The following is a 21,984-nucleotide window of genomic DNA, read 5'->3' as shown; positions in this document are numbered from 1 at the left end:
GAAGTCACCCAAGAACTCTTGAAGCAGGCTAAGGGAGGGCGAGGAAGGAGTTTTGGGTAAAGCCCTGTTTCCAAGCTTTTGGCCAGGTAGGTCACCAGCCCGGCGTGCTCGCTGCCGATGGGGGCCATTTCGTAGACCTCGCCCTCCAGGAGTTCCAGGCGCACCCCTTCGGGCGCCTTCTCCAGGAGGGCCTGGAACTCCTCGAGGTTCAGCCGGTGGCGGATCACCCTTCCATTTTAGGCCCCGTACTTCAGGAGCCTGCCGGCGTGGGCCAGGAGGAGGGGCATGAGCTCCACGCCCCGAAGGTGCCCGAGGCTTCCCCTTTGGGCCTCGGTCTCGGTGAAGCGCTTCGCTGCGTCCTGCCGGAGGTAGGGCGCCTTGAGGAGGAGGGGCACCGGGTGCCAGGAGTGGGCCTTGAGGAGGGCCGGGGTGGAGTGGTCCCCGGTGATGGCGAGGACCTCGGGCCCAAGGGCTAAAAGCTCAGGAAGAAGGGCGTCAAAGCGCTCAATCTCCCCCACCTTGCCCCAGAAGTCCCCGTCCTCCCCCTTGGCGTCCGTCTTCTTGAAGTGGAGGTAGAAGAAATCGTAGTGGTCCCAGTTTTTCCTTAGGGCCTTTATTTTCCCCTCGTGGGCGTCCCCCTCCCCCTCCACGGGCAGGACCTCCATGCCCACCAAGGCGGCGAGGCCCTTGTACATGGGGTAGCTGGCGATGGCGGCGGCCTTCATCCCATAGACCTCGGCCACGCTGGGGAAGCGGGGTTTGCGGGAGGCCCCCCGGAAGAGGGCCCCGTTCATCTTGGGCTCGTCCTTCAGGACCTCCCGGATCCTTTCCGCCAGGAGGTTGACGAGGCGGGCGGTCTTCGCCGAGGCCTCGTCCAGGGCCTCGGCCTTTAGGGGAGGAAGCCCGGTCTTCTGGGGGTCGGTGTCCGTGATCCCGTCGGAAAGCCCTTCTCCCCGGAGGATGACCAGGAAGCGGTGCTCGCTTTCCGTGTAGAAGTGAACCTCCACGTCCTCGAGGCGGGAGATGGCCTCCTTGAGCTTGGCGATGACCCTCCGGTTCTCCTCCGTGGAGGGCCTTCCCGCCCGGCGGTCCACCACCTTGCCCTCGGGGTCCAAGGTGGCGAAGTTCCCCCTTAGGGCCACATCCCCTTCCCGGAAGTCCGCCCCGAGGCCCAAGGCGCTCAACGCCCCCCGGCCCACCACGTAGCGGAAGGGATCGTAGCCGAAGAGGGCGAGGTGCCCCGGGCCCGACCCCGGGGCGAGGCCGGGGTAGACCGGGGTGAGGAGGCCCAGGGCGCTTTCCTCCGCCAGGCGGTCTAGGTTCGGGGTTTTGGCCGCCTCCAGCTCCGTGGGCCCCCCGGGCTCCAGGGGAAGCCCTCCCACGCCGTCTAAGACCACGAGGAGGATCTTGCCGCCCTTTTGGTGAAGCTCCTTGTAGACGGGGAAGAGGTCCATGGGGCTATTTTACTTGGGTTAAGATAGGCGGGTATGGCGAAGGAGAAGGGCCTAACCCCCCAGAGCGAGGACTTTAGCGCCTGGTACCTCGAGGTCATCCAGAAGGCCGAGCTCGCCGACTACGGGCCCGTTAGGGGCACCATCGTGGTCCGCCCCTACGGCTACGCCCTTTGGGAGAACATCCAGCAGACCTTGGACCGCATGTTCAAGGAAACGGGCCACCAGAACGCCTACTTCCCCCTCTTCATCCCCATGAGCTTCCTCAAGAAGGAGGCCGAGCACGTGGAGGGGTTTTCCCCTGAGCTCGCCGTGGTGACCCACGCGGGCGGGGAGGAGCTGGAGGAGCCCTTGGCGGTGCGGCCCACCTCGGAGACGGTCATCGGCTACATGTGGTCCAAGTGGATCAAGAGCTGGCGCGACCTGCCCCAGCTTTTGAACCAGTGGGGGAACGTGGTGCGCTGGGAGATGCGCACGAGGCCTTTCCTCCGCACCAGCGAGTTTCTTTGGCAGGAGGGGCACACCGCCCACGCCACCCGGGAGGAGGCCGAGGAAGAGGTGCTAAGGATGCTTGGCATCTACGCCCACCTCGCCCGGGAGTACGCCGCCATCCCCGTGATTGAAGGGCGGAAGACGGAGAAGGAGAAGTTCGCCGGGGCCGTCTACACCACCACCATTGAGGCCATGATGAAGGACGGCAAGGCCCTCCAGGCGGGCACCAGCCACTACCTGGGGGAGAACTTCGCCCGGGCCTTTGACATCAAGTTCCAGGACAAGGACCTCCAGGTGAAGTACGTTCACACCACCAGCTGGGGCCTGTCCTGGCGCTTCATCGGGGCCATCATCATGACCCATGGGGACGACAAGGGCCTGGTGCTTCCGCCCCGTTTGGCGCCCATCCAGGTGGTCATCGTCCCCATCTACAAGGACGAAAGCCGCGAGAAGGTCTTGGAGGCCGCCCAGGACCTCCGGCGGTCCCTCCTCGCCTTGGGCCTAAGGGTCCACCTGGACGACCGGGACCAGCACACCCCGGGCTACAAGTTCCACGAGTGGGAGCTCAAGGGGGTGCCCTACCGCGTGGAGCTTGGGCCTAAGGACCTCGAGGCGGGCCAGGCGGTATTGGCAAGCCGCCTAGGGGGCAAGGAGACCCTACCCCTTTCCGCCCTCCCCGAGGTCCTGCCCGGGAAGCTTGACGCCTTCCACGAGGAGCTCTACCAAAGGGCCCTGGCCTTCCGGGAGGCCCACACCCAGAAGGTGGACACCTACGAGGCCTTTAAGGAGGTGGTCCAGGAGGGCTTCGCCCTGGCCTTCCACTGCGGGGACAAGGCCTGCGAGAAGCTCATCCAGGAGGAGACCACCGCCACCACCCGCTGCATCCCCTTTGAGGCCGAGGCGGAGGAGGGCCTTTGCGTCCGCTGCGGTAGGCCTTCCGCCTACGGCAAGCGGGTGGTCTTCGCCAAGGCCTACTGAGAAGGAGGGCGGCTCTCCTCCCCAGGGCGTGGGCGAAGCGGGGGCTCCTTTGGTTCAGGGCCTCGGTGGGGACGGGAAGCCCTTCTAAGGGAGGTTGGGGCGGGCCTTGGCCAAGGGGGGAGGCTCGAGGCCGCTCCCCCTAAGGCTAGATCCCTCCCCACCCCTTTTCCCTGGGCGTAGGAGCCGGGCTAGTCCAGAGCGAGGAGAGGGCGGCGGGCAAGCCAGGCCCTTTGTGTGGCATCCTAAAAGTCATGCAGGTCTTAGGGCGGAGGGTCTACTGGCGCTGGTATGGGGAGGTGCTCTTAGAGGGGGGTGTGGTCCTCCGCATGTCGGGGGATGCCGCCAAGTGGCTTAGGCCCAAGGACCGGGTGCGCCTTCGCACCGAGTTCAAGAAGCCCGTCCTGGGGTTTGACGAGTACGAGCTTTATGGCCTTTTCCCCCTCTGGCCCCCCTTTTCCCGGGAGCTCGTCCACACCCGGGAAAGCCCCCTTGGGGGCGAAGCCTACCGCTACCGCCTGAGGGTGCGGGAGGCCACCTACGAGGGGGATTTTGAGGCCATCGCCGAGCTGGAGCAGTACCACTACGCCTCGGAGAAGGAGGTGGTGGCCCTCTGGTTCTGCCCCCAGTGCCAGAAGACCATCCCCGCCAACGCCAAGCCCCTTTGCGACTGCGGCGGGGAGGCGAGGCTTAAGGAGATCCGGGGCTCCACCCCGGCAAGCCGCTTTCTGGTCCTGGAGCTTGTGGAAAGGCTTCCCTTTGAGCCTCGGATCCTGGGCTACCTGCGCCTGGACCCCCCCATCCCCCGGATGCACCGGAGGACCCCCGAGGGCGTGGAGCGGGATATACGGGAAAAGATTTTCCCGAGGGACTGGTTCCACCCCACCTACGAGGGCGGGGCCGACTGGGAGAAGGCCTTGGACCGCGTCCACACCGCCGCAAGCCGCATCGCCCGGGTGGTGGTCCACCCCGACTACCGCTCGGAGGGCTTCGGGGCGCTTCTCGTGCGGATGGCCCTGGAGTGGGCCAAGGAGCGGGGAGCCCCCGAGGGGAGGCGGGAAAAGCACCTGGTCTACACCATCGCCCAGATGGCCCGCTACCACCCCTTCTTTGAGAAGGTGGGCTTCCGCTACCTCTTTGACACCGCCTCGGGAAGGCCCGTGCTCTTTTACCCCCTCACGGAGGAGGCGGAAGGGTATTTGGAGCGCTTCCTCCGGGAAGACCCCTACGCCCGGGAGCACGGGGGGAGGCTTTTTAGGCCCCGGTTTGGCCGGGCGGAGGGGCTAAAGGGGCCCATCCGCCTGGAAGGAGTCCACAAGGGCTACCGGAGCCATCTGGACCTCAAGGGCCTCTCCCCGGAGGTGCAGGGGGCCCTCGAGGCCTTCGGGGTGAAGGCCCGGGTGGTGGAGCGGGCGGTGCTCCGGGGGGTAAGCCTGGAGATCCCTCCAGGGAGCCTGGTGGCCCTGGCGGGGGCGAGCGGGGTGGGGAAGACCACCCTCTTAAGGCTTCTCCTGGGGGAGGCCCCCGATAGGGGGGAGGTGGCCTTGCCCCCGGGCAAGCGGGTGGCCTACATCCCGGGGGAAAGGGAGGTGGACCTGGGGGAGGACCCCATCTTGGAAAGCGTCTACCGAAAGCTTCGGGACGTGGGGGCGGCCATTGAGGTCCTGAACCGGGTGGGGCTTTCCGACGCCGTGCTCTACCGGGCGAGGCCCAAGGAGCTTTCCACGGGGCAAAGGGAGCGCTTCCGCCTGGCCCTTCTCCTCGCCGAGAGGCCGGACCTCCTCCTCATAGACGAGTTCGCCGCCCACCTGGACGTGCCCACGGCGAGGCGGGTGGCCCTGGGGCTTGGGAAGCTTTGCCGGGAGGCGGGGATCACCCTGGTGGTAGCCACCCACCGGCCCGAGGTCATCGCCGCCTTGGACCCGGACCTCCTGGTCTACGTGGGCTACGGGGGGCTCACCACGCTACCTCGGAGAGGTCCACGAACATGACCCGCCCCGGGCGCCTGGGGACCCAGAGGGGCTTGGCGTAGCGCTGGGGGTTCGCCAGCACCCAGGCGTAAAGGGGGGCCTCCCCGGCGTAGGCCCGGAGGAAGGCCTCCTCCGCCAGGTGCTTCTCCGGGTGCTTTAGGAGTTCTTCCACGCTAAAGGGGCCCTCCACCCCCACCAGGTCCACCTGGCCGATGAGCCTTCCCCCGGTGACGATGCCCAAGGGCCCCCGGTGGCGGGCGGAGCGCTTGCGGATCTCCCAGACCTTCTTCCCGTCCACGATGAGGCTGGCGTAGGGCTCGCGGACGATGAGGCCGAGCTTGGGCCTTTCCACCTCTCCATTGTAGATTGGGGGGCGTGGCGTGCCCGAAGGAAGGGCTAGAGGAAAAGAGGAAGCGGGCTGAGGCCATCCTGAAGGCCTTGAAGGAGGCCTACCCCAAGGCCCGCACCGAGCTTAAGCACGAGACCCCTTTCCAGCTTTTGGTGGCCACGGTGCTTTCCGCCCAGGCCACGGATAAAAGCGTGAACGAGGCCACCCCGGCCCTCTTCGCCCGCTTTCCCGACGCCTTCGCCCTGGCCCAGGCCACCCCTGAGGAGGTGGAGCCTTTTATCCGGAGGATCGGGCTTTACAAGACCAAGGCCAAGAACCTGGTGGCCCTGGCGAAGAGGCTCGTGGAGGAATACGGGGGAGAGGTGCCCAAGGATAAGGAGGCCCTGATGCGCCTTCCCGGGGTGGGCTGGAAGACGGCCACCGTGGTCCTGGGGGCGGCCTTTGGGGTGCCGGGGATCGCCGTGGACACCCACGTGGCCCGCCTCGCCCACAGGCTTTGCCTCTCCGAGGCCAAGGCCCCGGAGAGGATCGGGAAGGACCTCGAGGCCCTCTTCCCCAAGGAGGACTGGGTCTTCGTCCACCACGCCCTGGTCCTCCACGGCCGCTACGTCTGCACCGCAAGAAGGCCCCGCTGCAAGGCCTGCGCCCTTGCGCCCTACTGCCCGAGCCGGGGTGCGGTCTAGGAGGCGTATGCGCCTGGCTCCCGCTTACCGCTTGGTGCTGGCCAGCTTTCTCTGGTCCTTCGGCAGCAACCTCATCTACTTTTTTCTGAACTTTCACCTCGAGGCCCTAGGCTACGCCCGCCTCCACGTGGGCTACGCCCAGGCCCTTTTGCTCCTGGTGGGGGTGGTCTTCGCCTTGCCCTTGGGCTACCTCATCCCCCGGCTCGGGTACGTGCGAAGCCTTTATGCCTCCCTCCTCCTCGCCCTCCTGGGCGGGCTTCTTCTGGGGCTTGGGGTGGCGGTCTTCCCGGGCCTTGCCCTCTACGGCCTGGCGGGGGCTTTCCTCCAGGGGGCCATGGCCCCCCTCCTCTCCCGGCTGGTGCCTCCAAATAGGCGGGTGGCCCTTTTTAGCCTGCAGGCGGCCCTCACCACCTTAAGCGGCTTCTTCTCCACCCTGCTCGCCGGGATGCTTTCCGACGCCTTCGGGGCCCGCTACGTCCTCCTCTTCGCCCTTCCCTTCTTCCTCCTCGGGACCCCCTGGGTGGTGGGGCTTCCCGAAGGGTACGGGAAGGGAGGGCCTCCCCGGCTTTGGGGGCGCATGGCCCTTTGGCTCCGCCTCCTCTTGCCCCAGGCGGTCATCGGGTTTGGGGCGGGGCTCGTCATCCCCTTCCTGAACCTTTACCTGAAGGAGAAGTTCGGCCTGAGCTATAGCGCCACGGGCCTGGTCTTTGCCCTTTCCTCGGTGGCCACCGGGGTGGCCATGCTCCTTCAGCCCCTTTTGGTGCGGTTTTTGGGGAAGCTAGGGGCCATCGTCTTCGTCCAGGCCCTCTCCCTCCCCTTCCTCGCCGCCTTGGCCTGGGCCCCCTGGCTTCCTTTGGTCACCCTGGCCCTCCTCATCCGGGGGGCTCTGATGAACGCCGCCGGGCCGGTCTACGCCGCCTTGGTCATGGACTACCTGCCCGAGGAGGAGCGCCCCGGCTTCTTCCTCCTGGAAAGCGCCCTTTGGAGCCTCCTCTTCGCCCTGGCGAGCGCCCTTTCCGGGGCGGCGCAGGAGGCTTTGGGCCTGAAGGCCTTTGACCTCCTCTTCGGGGTGACCCTCGCCCTCTACGCCCTGGGCATCGCCCTCTGGCCCTGGGCTTTCCGGGGGCTTGAGCGGGTAGACTGAGGTCCGATGCGGACGAACCTTTCCGTGGAGGAAGCCCTGAGCCTGGTCTTGGAGGAGGCCAGGGGGGAGCTTAGCGTGGAGGAGCTTCCCCTCAAGGAGGCCTACGGCCGGGTCCTGGCCGAGGACCTTGCCTCCAAGGTGGACCACCCCGACCAGGACGATACCGCCATAGACGGCTACGCCTGCCGGGAGGAGGACACCCGCTCGGCCTCCCCGGAAACCCCCGTGCGCCTCAGGGTCATCGGCGAGGCCCCGGCGGGAAGGCCCTTCCCCGGGGAGGTGGGGCCGGGCGAGGCCGTGGCCGTCTACACCGGGGCCCCCATCCCCAAGGGGGCGGACGCGGTGGTGCGGGTGGAGGACACAAGGCGGGAAGGGGAGCACGTTCTCCTCTTCGCCCCGGCGAACCCCAAGGACATCCGCCCCAAAGGGGACGACCTAAAGAAGGGGGAGGTCTACCTCAAGCGGGGGGACCTCCTCACCCCGGGGCGGCTCGGCCTGGCGGCGGCCATGGGCTACCCCCGTCTGAAGGTCTTCCGGAGGCCTAGGGTGGGGATCCTCTCCACGGGGGACGAGGTGGTGGAGCCGGGGGAGCCCCTGCCCTTTGGCGGGGTGTACAACTCCAACGCTTATAGCCTTTGGGGAATGGTCCTCGAGGCGGGCGGGGAGCCCGTTCTCCTGGGTAAGGTGCCGGACGACCCGGAGGCGGTGCTCGCGCGGCTTGGGGAGGCGGGGCCTTTGGACCTCCTCCTCACCTCCGGGGGGGTTTCCATGGGGGCGTACGACGTGGTGCGAAGGGTGCTAGAGCGCCACGGGGAGGTGATTTTCTGGAAAGTGAAGCAGCAGCCCGGGGGGCCTCTCCTTTGGGCCAGGCTTCGGGGGCTTCCCGTCCTTGGCCTTCCGGGAAACCCGGTCTCCAGCATGGTCACCTTTTTCCTCTACGGGAGGGCCTTTCTCTTCCGGCTCCTCAAGCGCACCGACCCCCCTTACCGCTCCCTTAAGGCCCGGGCCCTCACCCCCTTCAAGGGGGCCAAGGGGAAGAAGGTCTTCCGCCGGGGGGTGCTCTCCTTTGAAGAGGGGCTCGTGGTGCGCTCCACGGGGAACCAGTCTAGCGGGGTGCTCCGCTCCATGGCCTTCGGCAACGCCCTCGTGGTCCTTCCCCCAGACCAAGACGTTCGGGAAGGGGAGGTGGTGGAGGTCATCCCCTTGACATTTGTCCTCTAGTTCACTAACCTTAAAAGGTTTACGGGCTTTGCCCCTCCTTTTCGGGCGTGGGTAGGGCCCGGGAAGGAAGCGAATGGAGTTCAAAGACTTTCCCCTGAAGGACGCCGTCAAGGAAGCCCTTTACCGGCGCGGCCTCACCACCCCCACCCCCATCCAAAAGACGGCCTTGCCCCTGGCCCTGGAGGGCAAGGACCTCATCGGCCAGGCCCGCACCGGCACCGGCAAGACCCTGGCCTTCGCCCTGCCCATCGCCGAAAGGCTTGCCCCAAGCCAGGAGCGGGGCCGGAAGCCCAGGGCTTTGGTCCTCACCCCCACCCGGGAGCTTTGCCTGCAGGTGGCGAAGGAGGTGGAGGCCGTGGCACCCCACCTAGAGGTGGTGGCGGTCTACGGGGGCACGGGCTACGGCAAGCAGAAGGAGGCCCTCCTCCGGGGGGCGGACGTGGTGGTGGCCACCCCGGGCCGGGCCCTGGACTACCTGCGGCAGGGGGTCTTGGACCTTTCGGAGGTGGAGATCGCCGTCTTGGACGAGGCGGACGAGATGCTCTCCATGGGCTTTGAGGAGGAGGTGGAGGCCCTTCTTTCCGCCACGCCTCCCACCCGCCAGACCCTTCTTTTCTCCGCCACCCTCCCCTCCTGGGCGAAAAGGCTCGCCGAGCGGTACATGAAGGCGCCCGTGGTCATCAACGTGGCGCGGGAGGAGGGCGTGTCCTACCAGGAGGAGGCCATCTTAGCCCCTCAGGACCGGCTTTCCTTCCTTTCCGACCTGCTTTACGTCAAGTCCCCCAAGCGGGCCATCGTCTTCACCCGCACCAAGCGGGAGACCGAGGAGGTGGCCGCCGGGCTTCTTCCCTTGGGCCACGGGGCCCGGGCCATCCACGGGGACCTTTCCCAGGGCGAGCGGGAGGGTGTCATGCGGGCTTTCCGGGAGGGGGAGGTGCGGGTTTTGGTGGCCACGGACGTGGCCGCCCGGGGCCTGGACATCCCCGAGGTGGACCTGGTGGTGCACTACCGCCTGCCCGACAAGGCGGAGACCTACCAGCACCGCTCCGGGCGCACGGGCCGCGCGGGGCGGGGCGGGGAGGTGGTGCTCCTCTATGGGCCCCGGGAAAAGCGGGCGCTTCGGGAGGTGGAAAAGGCGGTGGGGCGCACCTTTAAGCAGGTGAACCCGCCCACGCCGGAGGAGGTCCTCGAGGCCAAGTGGCACCACCTTCTGGCCCGGCTTTCCCGGGTGGCGGAGGGGGACTACAAGCTTTACCTGGACTTTGCCGGCCGCCTCTTCGCCGAGGGACGGGTGGAGGTGGTGGCGGCCCTCATGGCCTTGCTTTTGGGTGGGGCGCCCCGGGAGCGGAGCCTCCTCACGGGGGAGGAGGGCTGGATAACCTTCAAGGCCACGGGGCCTAGGCTCACCCTGCCCCGGCTGGTGGCCCTCCTGAAGGGGGAGGGGCTGGAGGTGGGCAGGATCCTCCAGGCGGAGGAGGGTTTCTACGTGGACCTGCGCCTTAAGGCCCCGCCCCGGGTCCAGGGGGTGCGGCTGGAAAGGGTTAGGGCCTTGGCGGAGGTCCGGGCCTAAGCCGGCCTCGAGGGTGGCCCGAGGCACTTTAGGGAATAAAGCGCTAGCCTACCCTTAGGCTATGGAACTCGGCCTCTACACCTTCGGCGAGCGCACCCTGGACCCCGACCTCGGCCGCCCCCCCACCGCCGAGGAGCGGCTAAAGCGCCTTTTGGAGGAGGCGGAGCTTGCGGAGGCGGTGGGGCTTGGGGTCTACGCGGTGGGGGAGCACCACCGGGAGGAGTACGTGGTCTCGGCCCCGGCGGTGGTCCTTGCGGCCATCGCCGCCCGCACGCAAAGGATCCGCCTCGCAAGCGCCGTGGTGGTCCTAAGCTCCGACGACCCCATCCGGGTCTTCCAGCAGTTTGCCACCTTAGACCTCCTCTCCGGGGGGCGGGCGGAGCTTTGGGTGGGGCGGGGCTCCTTTATAGAGTCTTTTCCCCTTTTTGGCTACGACCTCAAGGACTACGAGGCCCTTTTTGAGGAGAAGCTTTCCCTTCTCCTTAAGATCCGCGAGGAGGAAAAGGTCTATTGGCCCGGGGGAAGGTTCACCAAGCCCATCCCCGGCCTTGGGGTCTACCCCAGGCCCAAGCAGAACCCCTTGCCCCTCTGGGTGGCGGCGGGGGGAAGCCCGGAGTCGGCGGTGCGGGCCGGGCGGCTTGGGCTTCCCTTGGTCCTCGGCATTATCGCCGGAAGCCCCAAGCGCTTCCTCCCCTTTGTGGAGCTTTACCGGAAGACCGCCGAGGCCCACGGCCACACCCCCAGGCTTGCCCTCGCCGCCCACGGCTTCCTGGCCGAGGACGATGAAGAGGCCTTCCGCCTGGCCCTTCCCGCCTTTCTCCAGGTGATGAACAAGATCGGGCGGGAAAGGGGGTGGCGGCCCCTCACCCCGGACTACTTCGCCTGGTCCAGGACCCTCGAGGGGGCCGACTTCATCGGCGACCCCGAGCGGGTGGCGGAGAAGGTCCTTTACTGGCACGAGCTCTTCCGCCCGGAAAGGCTTCTTCTGCAGCTCACCGTGGGCACCCTGCCCCACGCCCGGGTCCTGAAGGCCATTGAGCTTCTGGGCACCGAGGTCCTCCCCCGGGTGCGGCGGGCCCTGGTGGCCCAGGGGGCCTAGGGAGGGGGCGAGGCGCCTCAGGTACCGCCCGGCCTTCCCGGGTCCAACCCCTCCAGCCGCTTGGGGTGCAGGGGGCCGGATCAGCCCATCTGCGCCCTTCCAAGGTAGTGTTACCCCCCACCCCCATGGGTAGGGCCGGTCCACCCGGGCCTCAGGGGAGGGTCAGCCTTGCGAGAAACAAGCTTAGCGATAAGACCAAGCCCTCTTCGCACCGGCTAGGAGGCTTTCCCCATGGCCTCTACCTCCTCCAGGCGCCTGGGATGGAGCGGGCCAAGGGCGAAGAGGTAGAAGGCCAGGAAGGAGGCCAGGGCCACCCGCAAGGGCAGGGTCACGCCGATCCCCCCCAGGATCCCCGAGAGGGTTCCCCCTAAGGCGCCCGCCCCGTAGATCAGGGCCCGCAGGGCGGCCAGGCTCCCCGCCAGGGCCTCCTCGGGCAGCAACCACCCCCGCACGGCCCGCAGGTGGACGCCCGTGACCCCGACGGCAAACCCATAGAGCAGGCCCCCCGCGAGGAAAGGAGGGAACGGAAGGGCCAGGAGGAGGAGGCCCAGGGCCACGAGGGCTGGCCCCCCCAGGAGGGCCACCTTGAGGGGAATGCGGCCCGCGTAGTAGCTTCCCGCGCTCACGCCCAGGTCCTGGAGGGCAAAGAAAAGCCCAAAGAGCCCCTCGGGGGTTCCCGCTTGCAGGACCACGAGGCCTAAAAGCCCCGTGGCCAGGGCGGAGGCGGCAGCGAAGAGGAGGGAGAGGGCGAGGTAGGGGCGGAGCCTCCGGTCCCCCAACACAAAGCGCAGGGCCCGGCCCAAGGGGGCGGCCTGCCCTCTCGGGACAGGGGCCTCCCTCGCCCGCTCCCGGGCCAAGGGCAGGAGGAGGAGGAGGGAGAGGGCCAGCACCCCAAAGGCCAGGAGGTAGGGGAGGGCGGGGTGGACGAGGAGGAGGGCCGGCCCCAAAAGGCCCCCCAGGAGGCTTCCCGTGTTCCAGGCGGCGTAGAGCTTGCCGGTGTGCTCCACCAGATCCTTCCGCCGGAAGCGGACCAGGAGGGTGTCCCAGGCCACCACCCCGAGGTCGGTGAAGACCATGAGGGGGTAGGTGCTGAGCACCAGGAGGGGCGCTTCCCGGGGCAGGAAGGGGAAGAGGAGCCAGGGGAGGGTGCGGAGGAGGCGGAGGAGGAGGGCCCTCACCGGGTCTCCCCGGTCCAGCCGGGGGCTCAGGAGGAGCAAAGGGCCTAGGGTGAAGTACCCCAGGGCAGCGAAGAGGCCTACCCAGAAGGCCTCCCCTGTGCGGGCCACCTCGAGGGCCAAGGCGCTAAAGCCCAAGGCGGCCCCCAGGTCGCCCAGGGCCTCGGAGGCGAGGACCCGCGCCAAGCCCTCACCCCCCTTTAGGCCTGGTAAAGCTGGGCCTGGAGCCGCCAAAGCTCCGCATAGGTCCCGCTCCTCTGCAAAAGGGCCTCATGGGGCCCCTCCTCCACCAACCGGCCCTCCCGGAGGACCAGGATCCGGTCCGCCGCGCGCACCGAGCCCAGGCGGTGGGTGATGAGGAGGACCGTCTTGCCCTGTGCCATCTGGGCGAAGCGCCCGTAGAGGTGGGCCTCCTCTTTGGGGTCCAGGGAGGCCGTGGGCTCGTCCAGTACCAGAAGCTGGGCCTTGCGGAAGAAGGCCCGCGCCAGGGCGACCCGTTGCCACTCCCCCAGGGAAAGCTCCGTGCCGCCGAAGGCCTTGGACAGGAGGGCCTTGGGGCCTAGCCGAAGGAAGAGCTCCCAGGCCCCTCCGAGCCGGGCCGCCTCCTCCACCCGGTGGGGATCGGGTTCGGCGTCGGGGTCGGCAAGGGCGATGTTTTCCTCCAGGGTGAGGGCGTAGCGGCCAAAGTCCTGGAAGACGGCGGCGATGAGGGAGCGCCAGGCCTTAGGTCCAGTTCCTTTAGGTCCACCCCGTCCACCAGGATGCGCCCCTCCGTGGGGTCGTAGAAGCGCAGCAGGAGCTTGACCAGGGTGGTTTTGCCCGCCCCGTTCTCGCCCACCAGGGCCAGGCGTTCCCCCCGGCGGAGGGTAAAGGAGACCCCCTCCAGGGCCCGCCTGCCATCGGGGTAGCAAAACCCCACCCCCTCAAAGCGGATCTCCGCAAAGCCCTCCACGGGCCTAGGCGGCCTGGCCTCTTCCAGGGAACCGGGCCTATTCAGAAAGCTTTCCAGCCTTTCAAAGTAAAGGAGGCTCTCGTACAGCATGCCCGCGTCCTGGATGAGGGCATACAGGTTCTGCTGGAGGCTCCCCACGGACTGCAAAAGGAGCACCAGGCCGCCTAGGCCTGCCCCCCAAAGGGCTTGGCGCAGGCCTAGGAAGAGGGCGAAGGCCGTGAAGAGGGCGCTCAGGAGCACCATCAGGCTGGCCCCTAGGGCCTGGCGGGTGCGGGCTTGCCGCAGGCTCTGGTAAAGGGTGCGGAAGGCCTCGAGGTAGCGTCTACGGAAGAAGGGCAAAAGGCCGAATAACCGCACCTCCTTGGCGGCCTCCGGGCTTAGGAGAGCCTCGGCGAAGTAGCGCATCCTCCGGGCCTCGGGTGCGCCAAAGAGCACCGCTTCCCACACCCCCTTCTGGAGCCGGAAGGTGAGCCAGGCCTGGGGCAGGGTGGCCAGCAGCAGGAGGAGGGGGAAGAGGGGCGCAAGCCCCAAAAGGAGCCAAAGGACCCCAAGAACGGTGAGGGCTTCCCGGAAGGCGTTCCCCAGGAAGACTAGCAGGTTGAGGGGCTGGTAAGGGGCCTGGTCCCGCAGCACCTGGAGCTCGTCGTGGAAGCGGGGGTCCTCAAAGGGGGCCAGGTCCTGTGCCCCCGCCACCTTTTCCATCAGGAGCAGGTGAACCCGGGCGGTGAGCTTTTCGTTCAGCGAGCCCTGGAGGTAGGTCACCCAGGGCGTGAGAAGGAAATCCAGGCCGAAGGCCAGGGCCAGCCCCACCAGGGGCCAGAGCAAGGCCGGGGTGAGGGAACCCGTTCCCAGGGCGGCCGCCAGGTTGTCCACCAGGGTGCGGGTGAGGCCCAGGACCGCCACCGGCACCAACCCCCCTAGGGCCAAAAGCCCTAGGAGGAGGAGGCTTTCCCCAGGGCTTGCGCGAAAAGTCTGGCGGAGGGCAGGGAGCAGGGGTAAGAAGAGCCTTTGATCCAGTCCTAACCACCTCCTCTAGACGGGAAATCCAACGCGCTAGGCCCATTCCTTCGCCGAAATCGGTGCCGTCCTCTCCACAGCATAGCGATTCCGCATGGGTTGGGTAGGGTCGTGGCGGAGCACCGCTTTGTATCCCTTTGCCTCCCACTCCCAGAGACTTCCCCCGGCAGTGCCTAGAAAGCATCCCTATGGACGTCCAAAGGGCTGGGACTTGCCCCTCCCCGCCAAGGGCGCAAGAGCGAGGAGAAGCCCCCCGGCCAGGAGGAAGGGGAGGGGAAGGGACACCCCCGCCAGGGCCCCGCCCAGGAGGGAGCCCAAGGGGGCCAGGGCTCCGCTCAGGAAGAGAAAGCCCCCCGCTACCCGGCCCCGGAGCTCCGGGGGGGCCTGGCTCAGGCGCACCGCCCCGGCTATAGCGCCGAAGAGGGCACCCCCAGCCCCCAGGAGAAAGGCCGACCCCGCGAGGAGGGGCCAGGGGGGAAGGAAGGCAACCCCCAGGAGGCCTAGCCCCGCGAGGCCCAGGGCGAGCCTCAGGCTCCTTCCTTCTCCTAACCGCCCCAGGACCGCCCCTACCAGGAGCCCTCCCAAGGCCCCCCCGAGGCTCTGGACGGCGCCCAGGAGGCCCAAGACCCAGAAGGCCTCCCCCAGGCCTCGCAGAACCACAAAGGGAAGAAGACCGGCGAAGAGGGCGTAGGCCAGGTTTAGTAGGGCTTCCTGGAGCAGGAGGGGGCGGAGGGAGGGGCTTTCCCAAAGGAAACGCAGGCCCAAGAGGCTTCCCCCTTCCGGTTGGCTCGGGGGCTTTGGGGGTAGGGGGAGGGTGCGGTACAGCCCCGCTGCGAGAAAGAGGAGCCCGCTTCCTAGGCCCAGGGTCCAGAGGCGGTTTCGGGCGAAGAGGAAGCCTGCGGCCAGATCGGAAAGGGCGTCGGCCACGGTGTAGAGGGCACCCAGCTGTCCCCGGGCCCGGGCCAGGGCCTCCTTGGGGAGGAGGTCGGCGAGAAGGGCTCCTGCGGCCACCATCCGCAGGGACTCCAAGAGGGCGAAGAGGAAGCCCAAGAGGTAGAGGGGGAGGAGGGCGGGGGTGGTGAGGAGAGGAAGGAGGGCCAGGGTGAGCCCCCCTTGGCCCAAGGTGGCCAGAAGGAGGAGCCTTCCCCTGGGCCACCGGTCGGCCAGATGCCCCCCGTAGAGGGCGAAGAGGGGTTCGGCCAGGAGGCGGAAGGCCAGGGCCAGGCTGGCCCCCAGGGGGCTTAAGGCCCCAAGAGCGGTGAGGGCGGCGTGGGCGAAGTAGAAGAACCCCGCTCCGAAGAGGCGGAAGGCCTCCAGAGCAAGGAGCGAGGCTACAAGCATTAGGGGACGCTTGTCATGAAGAGAAGCCTGCTACTTCCCAGACGACCCCATTTGTGGGAGAGCAAACTAGCATCTTTTCCCCGTCTGGGGTAAAGCGCACGCAAGTCGGAGAAGGCAAGCCCCTCACAACCGGAGGATCAAATGCATAGCTTCTGGATTCCTGCGGATCTAAGGCAATTACAGTTCCTTGAGTTGGTTGTGTGATGTACAGCAGGTGGTTGTAGGGATGACCAATTATACCTCCAAGCTCACCCAAGTCGTAACCGATCGTGTGCCTTTCTGCTATCTCCAAGGCGCTCTGGGGCCTGGAGTTTCGCTCAAGCGGAAACACCACTACGCGTCCTAGGCTCGAAATCGCCAGAACGAGGGTATCCTCTTCATCGGGTAGGAAGGTTGTCCATGAATTTTTACTGCATTTACTTGCAAAAGCGCTCCAGTTTTCTGGCCAAGTTTCTGGAGGGGTCAACCCTTCGGTACCCACCGAACGCCGACTCGGGATGTCTTTGATCACGGGGGTTGGCGTTCCGGTAGTAATCTCACTGACAAGGCCCCTGACATCTTCCAGAGAGTCAGACCGAGCTGACGAGACTACGAAGATACGATGGCTTCCTTTCCTGCTTCTAACACAAGTGATGCTATAAGGCCTTATCAGGCCAGAGCAAAAGACTGGCATCTGGGAAGCAGGTCCACCATGTGTGATGTCAACCACCCTTTCGCCCCAAAACTCTGAAAGAATAATCCTGCCATCCGGCAACGGGCACATGCTGGAGGGCCCCTGGAGCCCCCAAGCGAAGGGCTTGGCCTCCTCCATGTCCCCGCCCTTGGTGGCGTCCTTCACCTTACCCGTGGTCCGCTCCACCACCAGGAGCCTTCCATCCGGAGCCCACTCCATGTGGGTGGGCGCGCGCAGGTTCCAGGCAAAGGGGCGCACGTACACCCGCCGCGTCCGGCCGCCGACCTTGACTTCTTGCACCTCCTTGAGCATCTCCTTCACCCCCTTCAGGGTTAGCCCCAGGGTAGCAGGGGAAGGTAACATCCTCGTCACTCATAAAGGTAGTGTCCCGAATTTTGTGTACGCCCCCACCTAAGCACGGGGGTACCTGAGATCAAAGATAGCACGGAGCTCATCCTCTGCCTGCTGAAAGCCCCGGAGCTTTCTCCCCTGAAACCGCGCCTCGTAGCCCTCGGCCACACAGTAGATCACCTTGAGCACGGCATCGGGCGCGGGAAAGGTGTTGTCCCGCGTTTTGGTAGCCCTCTTCACCTCCTTGATCATCCGCTCAAGCAGGTTGGTGCTCTTGATCACCGGCTGCAAAGCCTTCGGGTACTCAAAGAAGCGGAGCAGCGCCGCAGAGTGCTGCACCCAACCGGCCACCACCTGAGGGTACTTATCCGCCCAGCGCCCCTTGAAGACTTCCAGCGCCCTCAAGGCCTCGCTCCGGTCGGAAGCCCGCACCACGGACACGAGGTCCCGGAGCACCGCCTCCTGATCCTTCTTGCGCACCCGCCGCAGGGTGGAACGCACCTTGTGCACGGTGCAGAGCTGCCAGTGGGCCCTGGGGTAGACCCGCTTGATGGCGGTCTCCATCCCCGAAAGCTCGTCGGTGACGAAAAGCAACACCTCTTCCACCCCCCGCTCCTTAAGCTCAAGGAGCAGGTCACCCCAGCCCGTGCCCGACTCCGTGGGCAGAAGCCAGAAACCCAGGACCTCCCGGTGGCCTTCCTCGGTGATCCCCAGGGCCAGGTAAGCGGCTTCGGTGGCTACACCTTCCCCCTCCCGGAAGACCTTGACGAACAGGGCATCCAGGTAGACGAAGGCGTAACGCTGCCTGAGCGGGCGCTTCCTGAAGGCCTCCAGCCTGGGCAGCACCTCCTCGGCCATGCGGCTGATGGTGCTGGCGCTGTAGGTCTCCCCCAAAAGATGCCCCAGGACCTCGCCCACCTTTCGCGTGGAGATGCCGGCGGCGTACATGGCCAAGGCAAGGGCCTCAAGGTCTTCCGTCCGGCGTTGGTAGGGGGCGAACAGGGCGGTGTGGAAGCGGCCCTCCCGCTCCCTGGGCACCCGCAGGCGCACCGGACCGGGCTTGGTGACCAAGCCACGCTCGTAGTAGCCGTTCTTCGTTCCGCCCTCCTCCGCCAGGAAGACCTCGCGCTCCAACTCCATCACCGTTTCCAACACCTGCTTGACGACTTCCCTGACGACCTCATCCAGCCAGCTTCGGTCAATGCTAAACTCGGGCATGGGGTACCTCCTGTCTCTCTTACAGGTACCCCCTTTTGCTTAAGTGGGCTTACACAAAATCTGCAACGCTACCCTCATAAACCCCTCATAAACCCTCTGGGGTGTTATGCGGTTGTTATGTTTCCCTTCCTAACATGGGTGTATGTGGTTCCAGTGGGTTCTTTTCCTCATCTGGGGCTTTTTGGGGGACTTTGGGGTTTGGCCCCAGTGCCTCGCCCCCCACTGCCTGCCTCCCGGAGGGGGGTTCTAAAGGCCCCACTCCCTCCTGAGTCTCGCCACCCGGGCTTGGGCGATGGGGCGGCGGGGGTCTTCTGGGGGTAGCCTTTCCGGGGGGCTTCCCAGAGCCCAGGCCTTCTGGGATTCCCGCCGGGGGTTTTTCGTTCTCTGCCTCACTTGGCCGGGCCCTCGCCGTTTTGGACCGCACTTTGAGGACCAGGGGAGTACACTCCCTAGGCCCCGGCTTCAGCGCGGTTCAGGGGGCCCGGCCCAGGAGGGTCCGGGCGGCCAGGGCCAAGAGCAAGAACCCAAGCCCCGCCCCAAGGAAGACCCCCTCCGGGCCCACCCTTCCCCCTACCCCTCCGGCCGAAAGCGCCCCTAGAAGCCCGGCCAGGCCGGTGAGGAACCGCATCCCACCCCCCACCCGGCCCAAGAGGGCGTCCGGGGCCAGGGCCTGCCTGAGCACCACCTCCTCTACCCCTACCAGGATGGCGCTTGTCCCCAAGAGGGCCACGAGGAGAAGACCCAAGGGCAGGGGCGGCTTCAGGAGGAGGGTGAGGAGGGCGAGGGCGTCCAGGAGGAAGAGGAGGCCGAGCACCCTGTGGGGCTTCCTTCCCTTAAGCCCCGCCGCAAAAAGCCCGCCTAAGGCCCCGCCCAGGGAGAAGGCGGCGCTTAGGAGCCCATACCCCAAGGGTCCGTACCCGGCCTCGAGGGCCCAGAGGGGAAGGAGGGCGAAGGGCATGACCCGGAGGAAGCTCGCCCCGAAGACGAGGCCTGCCAGCCTGCGGAAGAAGGCCTCCTGGAAAAGCCACCGGAGGCCTGCCAGCACTCCGGGGGGAGCTTGGCCACGGGGGGGTAGGGGAGGGAGCCTGCCTGCCAAGGGAAGGGCGAGGAGGGTTAGGGCACCTCCCAGGAGGAAGGGCCAGGAGGGGTGCTGGCCGAAGAGGAACGCTCCCAGGGGGGCGCCCAGGAGATCGGCGAGGAGGCTTGCCGTGGAAAGCCTTCCGTGGACCTTTTCCCGCTCGTGGGGCACAAGCCTTGGCACCAGGACCCGGACCTCCAGGAGGAGCTCCAGGACGTTGCTCGCTAGGTAAAGCCCAAGGAAGGCCCAGGGGCCCAAAGCCCCCAGGCTTATCCCCAGGAGGAAGCGCACGAGGCTTCCGGCAAGAAGCCCGAAGGCCAGCGCCTGTTTGCGGTCTACCCGGTCCAGGAGGTACCCTGTGAGGAGGGCCAAGGCGGAGACCCCCCAGCCGATGGCGTGCTGCAGGCCCAGGTAGAGGGGATTGCCCAGGTGGGCGAGGTACAGGGCGGCCGCGGTGCCGGCCGCTCCCCCGGAAAGGCTGGCTAAAAACAGAATGGCGACGAGTAGAAACACCCTTGCCTAATCCAAGAAGCCTTCCACTTGCCAAACCACGCCATCAGCAGAGGAGCAAACATACATCTTATCGAAGTCTTGGGAGAACCTTACACAAGTAGGCATTCTAAAGCCCCTTACAACAGGGGGCTGGAAGTGATAATTGCCGGGTTTGGCGGGGTCTATTGCTATGACCTCTCCCATCTCCGGTTGGACCGCGAAAAGAAGTCCAGAGGGTGGATGAAAACGCATCCCTCCCAAGCGATGAAGTCCCCAGGCTACTAAGGTATTTGGATGATCAATCAACTCAGAGTAGGTTATTTGCTCCGGCATCTCGTCTGGCTTTATGCGGAAGATCTGGCCCAAGTTTCCTACAGCAAGGTAGAAGAAGTCTCTTCCCGCGGCATCGTCAATCCAGTTTTTGACACATCCAGCTGCTGCGTACTTTTCCCACTTGTCAGGCCATGACTCCGGTGGGGTCAACCCAGGTTCGCCATGCCGGGCGGGTATGTCTGAGATGTAGACTTTAGGCTCGATTCCCCGGTCAGCTAGAGTCAAGCAAGTGATCTGTGTCATGAAGATAGAGCGACTTTCGCTTACGAAAATTTTCTTTTTTAAGATGGCCAGAGTGTAGGGTCCTTTAAGGTTCGTGGCCAGTTTTGGTAGTTTCCTCGCGTCGCCACCATTCGCGATGTCTGTGATAGTTCCTCCCCAAGTTTCTGCAACGAGAACCTTTCCTTCCCCAGTAGGACGAATAGCAGCGGGGCCCCGAAGATGGAAAGCCAAGGGCTTGGACTCCGAAGCATCGCCCCCTTTTGAAATGTCCCGAACCGTGCCTGCGGTGTGTTCAGAAACCAAAAGCTTACCTTCCGGGGTCCACTCCATGTGAGAGGGATTTTTCAAGCCTCATGCAAAGGGCTTTACGTACACCCGCCGCGTCCGGCCGCCGACCTTGACCTCTTGCACCTCCTTGAGCATCTCCTTCACCCCCTTCAGGGTTAGCCCCAGGGTAGCAGGGGAGAGGTTACGTCCAGGTTACGTGGCAGGGATCCCAGACCTGGATGCGTCGCGTAACCCTGTGCAACCCCTGGTTTCACCACGTAACCCTTCCCCTGGCATCCTGACGGTATGGGAGGTAAGAGGTTTCTCGCTCTCCTCGTAGGGTGGCTTCTCCTAGCCCTTCCCGAGTGCTCCGGGCCTGCTTTGGCTTGCTGGGATCCCGACTGCCTCCCTCCCGCCTCACACCCCGTACTCCCGGCGGAGCCTTTCCACCCGGGCCTGGGCGATGGGGCGGCGGGGGTCTTCTGGGGGTAGCCTTTCCAGGAGAGCTTCCCAGAGCTCCAGGTCCTCACCCAGGCGTTGGGCCAGGGTGTAGAGGTCCTCGAGGGTGCCCCGGGCCAGCACCGCCTGCCTAAGGGTTTCCTCCAGCTCCTCCCGGAGGGCTTCCACCCCCGGGGCCTCGCTCCAGGGGAGGAGGGGACCCTGGTAGAGGGCGAGGGCTCCCCTAAGGTCTCCTTGGAAAAGGGCTTGCCTGAAGGCGGCGAGGTCGGAGGGGGGAGGGTTTTCCAGGCGGTAAGGAGCGCAGGAGATCCGGAAGCCCCTTTGCCGCAGGCGGTGGAGGAGGACCTTTAGGGCGCCCAGGTTGGGCTCTCCATAGAGGGCTTCCGCCAGGGCTTCCCCTTTTTGGCCTTCCGGGTAAGCGAGGAGAAGGGCCAGGGCCTCGAGGGCTTTGGAGCTCAGGGGGTGGGTGGGCGCAGCCCCGAGGAGGCGGAGGATGGGTTCCTCCCTTTGCCCCAGGAGGAAAGCCCGGGCTTCCGGACGGAGGGCGGGGCCCAGGTGGGGGGCCAGGGGGGCTTCCACCCCCACCCCCAGGGCCTGGAGGCGAGCTTCGGCGAGAAGGGCGTAGAGGGCCCCGTCCTTCCTGAGGAGGCTGTGGGCGGAAAGGAGGAGATCCTTGGCCGCCTCTCCCCTTTCCAGGAGACCCCTGGCCAGGAGGGTGAAACCCTGGGGCCATCCCTCCTGGGGGTGGGCCTGGGCCGCTTCCAGGAGGAGCCGGGCCTCGAGGGGTTTTAAGGCCAGGGCTCCCAGGACCAGGAAGCTTGCCAGGCTTCCGGGGCCCAGCAGGGGGAGGAGGCCTTGGAGGAGGGTCCTGGCCCGCTGGGGGTTTCCCCGCAGGAGATGGGCCAGGGCTAGGGTGTGCCCGGCCAGGAGGCGCACCCCGGGGAACTCGTGAGGGAGAAACCCCTCGGCTTCTTCCAGGATCTCGGGAAGGGGGAGGGAACCGAAGAATAGCTCCAGGCGCAGGTGGTGGAGCCGGGTCCAGGGGGAGGGGTCTTTGAGGCGGGCGAGGGCGGCGTGGGCCAGGGCCTCAGGGCGGCCTAGGCGTTCTAGGGCGATGGCCAAGGCCAGATGGAGCCGGGCCTCTGCTCGGGGGTTCCATCGGAAACGGTGGAGGGCCTCCTCCAGGGTCACCACCCCATCCTTTGGGGGTAGGGCTAGGCCCAGGTGGTAGAGGGTGAGGGGGGTGGGGGCGAGGCGGCAGGCCTCCTGGGCCAAGGCCCGGTAGGCCTTCAGGTCCCCCCGGCGAGCGAGGAGGAAGCCCCTTAGGGCCAGGGCCTCGGCCGCCTCGGCCCTCGAGGCGGGGGAGGCCCTTTCCAACCAGGCCAGGGCCTCCCTTTCCTTTCCCTCTTCCAAAGCGGCCAGGGCCAGGTGGAGGGGTTCCATGGTCTAAGC

The 21,984-nt window shown here is 66.4% G+C and carries 19 protein-coding genes and 1 pseudogene; 7 read left to right on the top strand and 13 right to left on the bottom strand.

The features are described 5' to 3' along the window. Both IEX93_RS08265 and IEX93_RS08260 read right to left on the bottom strand, forming a co-directional pair. A partial coding sequence (locus tag IEX93_RS08265; RefSeq protein WP_188847734.1) for a Uma2 family endonuclease occupies nt 1-227 on the bottom strand: 227 nt, incomplete at its 3' end. 9 nt (nt 228-236) lie between these two features. Then, the gene (locus IEX93_RS08260; protein WP_188847733.1) at nt 237-1,454 is read right to left on the bottom strand and encodes a 2,3-bisphosphoglycerate-independent phosphoglycerate mutase; all 1,218 of its coding nucleotides are present in this window, start codon (nt 1,452-1,454) and stop codon (nt 237-239) included. Between the two features lie 33 nt (nt 1,455-1,487). On the opposite strand from IEX93_RS08260, the gene proS reads away from it, so the two are divergent. Together proS and IEX93_RS08250 are read left to right on the top strand one after the other, a co-directional pair. Beyond that, complete coding sequence (proS, locus tag IEX93_RS08255) at nt 1,488-2,921, top strand: proline--tRNA ligase (RefSeq protein ID WP_188847732.1); 1,434 nt, start codon at nt 1,488-1,490, stop codon at nt 2,919-2,921. Nucleotides 2,922-3,172: 251 nt separating this feature from the next. Continuing rightward, complete coding sequence (locus tag IEX93_RS08250) at nt 3,173-4,909, top strand: GNAT family N-acetyltransferase (protein ID WP_188847731.1); 1,737 nt, start codon at nt 3,173-3,175, stop codon at nt 4,907-4,909. On the opposite strand, the gene IEX93_RS08245 is transcribed toward IEX93_RS08250, so the two are convergent. After that, nucleotides 4,875-5,240 (bottom strand): ASCH domain-containing protein, encoded by a 366-nt coding sequence (locus tag IEX93_RS08245; protein WP_188847730.1) that lies wholly within the window; start codon nt 5,238-5,240, stop codon nt 4,875-4,877. The genes IEX93_RS08250 and IEX93_RS08245 overlap by 35 nt on opposite strands. A 14-nt stretch (nt 5,241-5,254) precedes the next feature. Between IEX93_RS08245 and nth the strand changes: the two genes are divergently transcribed. The 5 genes from nth to IEX93_RS08220 all read left to right on the top strand — a co-directional run bounded on the left by nth (nt 5,255) and on the right by IEX93_RS08220 (nt 10,954). Next, nucleotides 5,255-5,920 (top strand): endonuclease III, encoded by a 666-nt coding sequence (gene nth / locus IEX93_RS08240; RefSeq protein ID WP_188847729.1) that lies wholly within the window; start codon nt 5,255-5,257, stop codon nt 5,918-5,920. Between the two features lie 7 nt (nt 5,921-5,927). Continuing rightward, nucleotides 5,928-7,064 carry an MFS transporter gene (locus IEX93_RS08235; protein WP_371863165.1) on the top strand — a complete coding sequence of 379 codons (1,137 nt, stop codon included), beginning with the start codon at nt 5,928-5,930 and terminating at the stop codon, nt 7,062-7,064. Nucleotides 7,065-7,070: 6 nt separating this feature from the next. Continuing rightward, on the top strand, nt 7,071-8,285 hold the full coding sequence (locus IEX93_RS08230) for a molybdopterin molybdotransferase MoeA (protein ID WP_188847728.1): 1,215 nt from the start codon (nt 7,071-7,073) through the stop codon (nt 8,283-8,285). 73 nt (nt 8,286-8,358) lie between these two features. Continuing rightward, complete coding sequence (locus IEX93_RS08225) at nt 8,359-9,855, top strand: DEAD/DEAH box helicase (RefSeq protein WP_188847727.1); 1,497 nt, start codon at nt 8,359-8,361, stop codon at nt 9,853-9,855. A gap of 61 nt (nt 9,856-9,916) precedes the next feature. Further along, on the top strand, nt 9,917-10,954 hold the full coding sequence (locus IEX93_RS08220) for an LLM class flavin-dependent oxidoreductase (protein ID WP_188847726.1): 1,038 nt from the start codon (nt 9,917-9,919) through the stop codon (nt 10,952-10,954). A gap of 215 nt (nt 10,955-11,169) precedes the next feature. Here the strand turns inward: IEX93_RS08220 and IEX93_RS08215 are convergent, their stop codons facing one another. The 10 genes and pseudogenes from IEX93_RS08215 to IEX93_RS08175 all read right to left on the bottom strand — a co-directional run bounded on the left by IEX93_RS08215 (nt 11,170) and on the right by IEX93_RS08175 (nt 21,975). Further along, a complete protein-coding gene (locus tag IEX93_RS08215; protein WP_188847725.1) occupies nt 11,170-12,315 on the bottom strand; it encodes a hypothetical protein in 1,146 nt (381 codons plus the stop codon). 14 nt (nt 12,316-12,329) lie between these two features. Next, entirely contained in the window at nt 12,330-12,794 is a 465-nt protein-coding gene (locus IEX93_RS11780) for an ATP-binding cassette domain-containing protein (protein ID WP_268239064.1), read from the bottom strand. Further along, entirely contained in the window at nt 12,689-13,990 is a 1,302-nt protein-coding gene (locus IEX93_RS11775) for an ATP-binding cassette domain-containing protein (protein ID WP_268239063.1), read from the bottom strand. Before IEX93_RS11775 ends, IEX93_RS11780 begins: the two co-directional genes overlap by 106 nt. 294 nt (nt 13,991-14,284) lie before the next feature. Next, complete coding sequence (locus tag IEX93_RS08205) at nt 14,285-15,439, bottom strand: MFS transporter (protein WP_188847724.1); 1,155 nt, start codon at nt 15,437-15,439, stop codon at nt 14,285-14,287. A gap of 13 nt (nt 15,440-15,452) precedes the next feature. Beyond that, nucleotides 15,453-16,424 carry a hypothetical protein gene (locus tag IEX93_RS08200; protein WP_188847736.1) on the bottom strand — a complete coding sequence of 324 codons (972 nt, stop codon included), beginning with the start codon at nt 16,422-16,424 and terminating at the stop codon, nt 15,453-15,455. Nucleotides 16,425-16,523: 99 nt separating this feature from the next. After that, nucleotides 16,524-17,681: an IS256 family transposase gene (locus IEX93_RS08195; RefSeq protein ID WP_188847723.1), complete on the bottom strand. Its 1,158-nt coding sequence runs from the start codon at nt 17,679-17,681 to the stop codon at nt 16,524-16,526. Nucleotides 17,682-17,927: 246 nt separating this feature from the next. After that, a pseudogene (locus tag IEX93_RS11910) lies at nt 17,928-18,008 on the bottom strand (hypothetical protein); the annotation flags it as partial. Nucleotides 18,009-18,153: 145 nt separating this feature from the next. Then, complete coding sequence (locus tag IEX93_RS08185) at nt 18,154-19,272, bottom strand: MFS transporter (RefSeq protein ID WP_188847721.1); 1,119 nt, start codon at nt 19,270-19,272, stop codon at nt 18,154-18,156. Between the two features lie 6 nt (nt 19,273-19,278). Continuing rightward, nucleotides 19,279-20,136, bottom strand: a complete 858-nt coding sequence (locus IEX93_RS08180; protein ID WP_229906136.1) for a hypothetical protein — start codon at nt 20,134-20,136, stop codon at nt 19,279-19,281. 354 nt (nt 20,137-20,490) lie between these two features. Further along, complete coding sequence (locus IEX93_RS08175; RefSeq protein ID WP_188847720.1) at nt 20,491-21,975, bottom strand: hypothetical protein; 1,485 nt, start codon at nt 21,973-21,975, stop codon at nt 20,491-20,493. Between the last annotated feature and the right edge of the window lie 9 nt (nt 21,976-21,984).

The sequence above is a fragment of the Thermus composti genome (assembly GCF_014647535.1).
In the GTDB taxonomy this organism is placed as follows: domain Bacteria; phylum Deinococcota; class Deinococci; order Deinococcales; family Thermaceae; genus Thermus; species Thermus composti.
The sequence above is the reverse complement of the archived record's forward strand: the minus strand, read 5'-3'. Positions and strand labels throughout refer to the sequence as shown.